This is a genomic window from Ideonella sp. B508-1 (assembly GCF_000333615.1).
GTDB lineage: Bacteria > Pseudomonadota > Gammaproteobacteria > Burkholderiales > Burkholderiaceae_C > Ideonella.
In genome coordinates, this window is the sequence record NZ_BADL01000296.1 from 1 (window position 1) to 1457 (window position 1457).

General features: G+C 70.4%; 2 protein-coding genes. One reads left to right on the forward strand and one right to left on the reverse strand.

Annotated elements, in window-relative coordinates:
- Positions 1–828, forward strand: an 828-nt coding sequence (locus I73_RS27730; protein ID WP_234409499.1) for an ATP-binding cassette domain-containing protein, incomplete at its 5' end; no start/stop codon positions are given.
- A 12-nt stretch (positions 829–840) separates the two neighbouring features.
- Here the strand turns inward: I73_RS27730 and I73_RS12770 are convergent.
- Positions 841–1457, reverse strand: a 617-nt coding sequence (locus I73_RS12770) for a c-type cytochrome (protein ID WP_026096671.1), incomplete at its 5' end; no start/stop codon positions are given.

The window sequence follows — 1457 nt, forward strand, 5'->3', positions numbered from 1 at the left end:
GCCCGCTGCAGCACATGGTGCGCCTGGCCAAAGCCTTGCGCGCCCCACCTGGGCGGTGAAGCCCGCGAACAGGACTTGCGCAACTCCTTCGGCCAGTTCCGCTTCGAAGGCGACATGGTGCACCAGCCCATCGGCACGCTCTCCGGCGGCGAAAAGGCCCGCCTGGTGCTGGCCAGCCTGGTGTGGCAGCGCCCCAACCTGCTGCTGCTGGACGAGCCGACCAACCACCTGGACCTGCAGACCCGCGAGGCGCTGTCCATGGCGCTCAACGAGTTCGACGGCACGGTGATGCTGGTCAGCCACGACCGGGCCTTGCTGCGCGAGACCTGCGACGAGTTCTGGCTGGTGGCCGACGGCGAGCTCAAGCCCTTCGACGGCGACCTGGACGACTACCAGAAGTGGCTGATCGAGCGCAGCCGCGAGGCCCAGCGTGCCGCCAGCGGCAAGCCCGCGGCGCCCGCTCCAGCGCCCAAGGCCAAGGCCAGCACGGCGCCCGTGGCCGCACCATCGGCCACCCCGGCCCCGGCACCTGCTGCGGCCAACCACAGCCGCGAGGACCGCAAGGCCGCTGCCCAGGCCCGCGCCAAGCTGGCCGACCTGACCCGCCCGCTGCGCAACGAACAGGGCCAGATCGACAAGCGCCTGGAAAAGCTGGGCCGCGAGAAGACCGAGGTCGAGGCCCTGCTGGCCACGCCGGGCCTGTCGGGCGATCAGTTCGCCGAGCACGGCCGCCGCCTGGCCCACATCCAGGCCGAGCTGGCCATGCAGGAAGAACGCTGGCTGGAGCTGGGCGAGGAGATCGAGGCGCTCACCCGCCAGGCGGGCTGAGCGCTCCGGGGCTCACTGCACGCCCTGGCCCAGCAGGACGCCGTCCACCACCACGCCGTAGAGGTTGACCCCGTCGCCCTCGTGGAACTTCTTGCGGGTGGCCTCGATGTCGTGGTTGAGCAGGCGCGGGTCCTGCGGCCGCTCGTGCGAATTGACGAAGGCGGCCACGTCCCAGGCCTCCTGGTCGCTCAGCGTCTCGCCCTTGCCCAGCGGCATGTTGTGCTGGATGAAGCCGGCCGCCGTGTTGATGCGGTGCATGCCGGCGCCCCAGTTGTAGGAATCCTTGCCCCACAGCGGCGGGAAGACCTGGGTGGCGCCCACCTTCTTGCCCTCGCCCTTGGCCCCGTGGCAGATGGCGCACTGGGCGGTGTAGACCTTCGCCCCGCGGGCGATGTCGTAGCCGCCCTTGGGCGGCATCGGCTCGTCGAAGCCGCGGCCCGGCAGGGCCTGGCCCACCGGCGCGCCGGTGGACAACCAGTAGGCATAGGCGGTCAGTGCGTTCAACACCTCGCTGTCGGCCGCCGGGGCCTTGCCGTTCATGCTGAACTGGAAGCAGCCCTGCATGCGCTCGGCAAAGCTGTTGACCTTGTCGTTCTTCTTCCGGTAGGCCGGGTACATCGTGTAGGCCG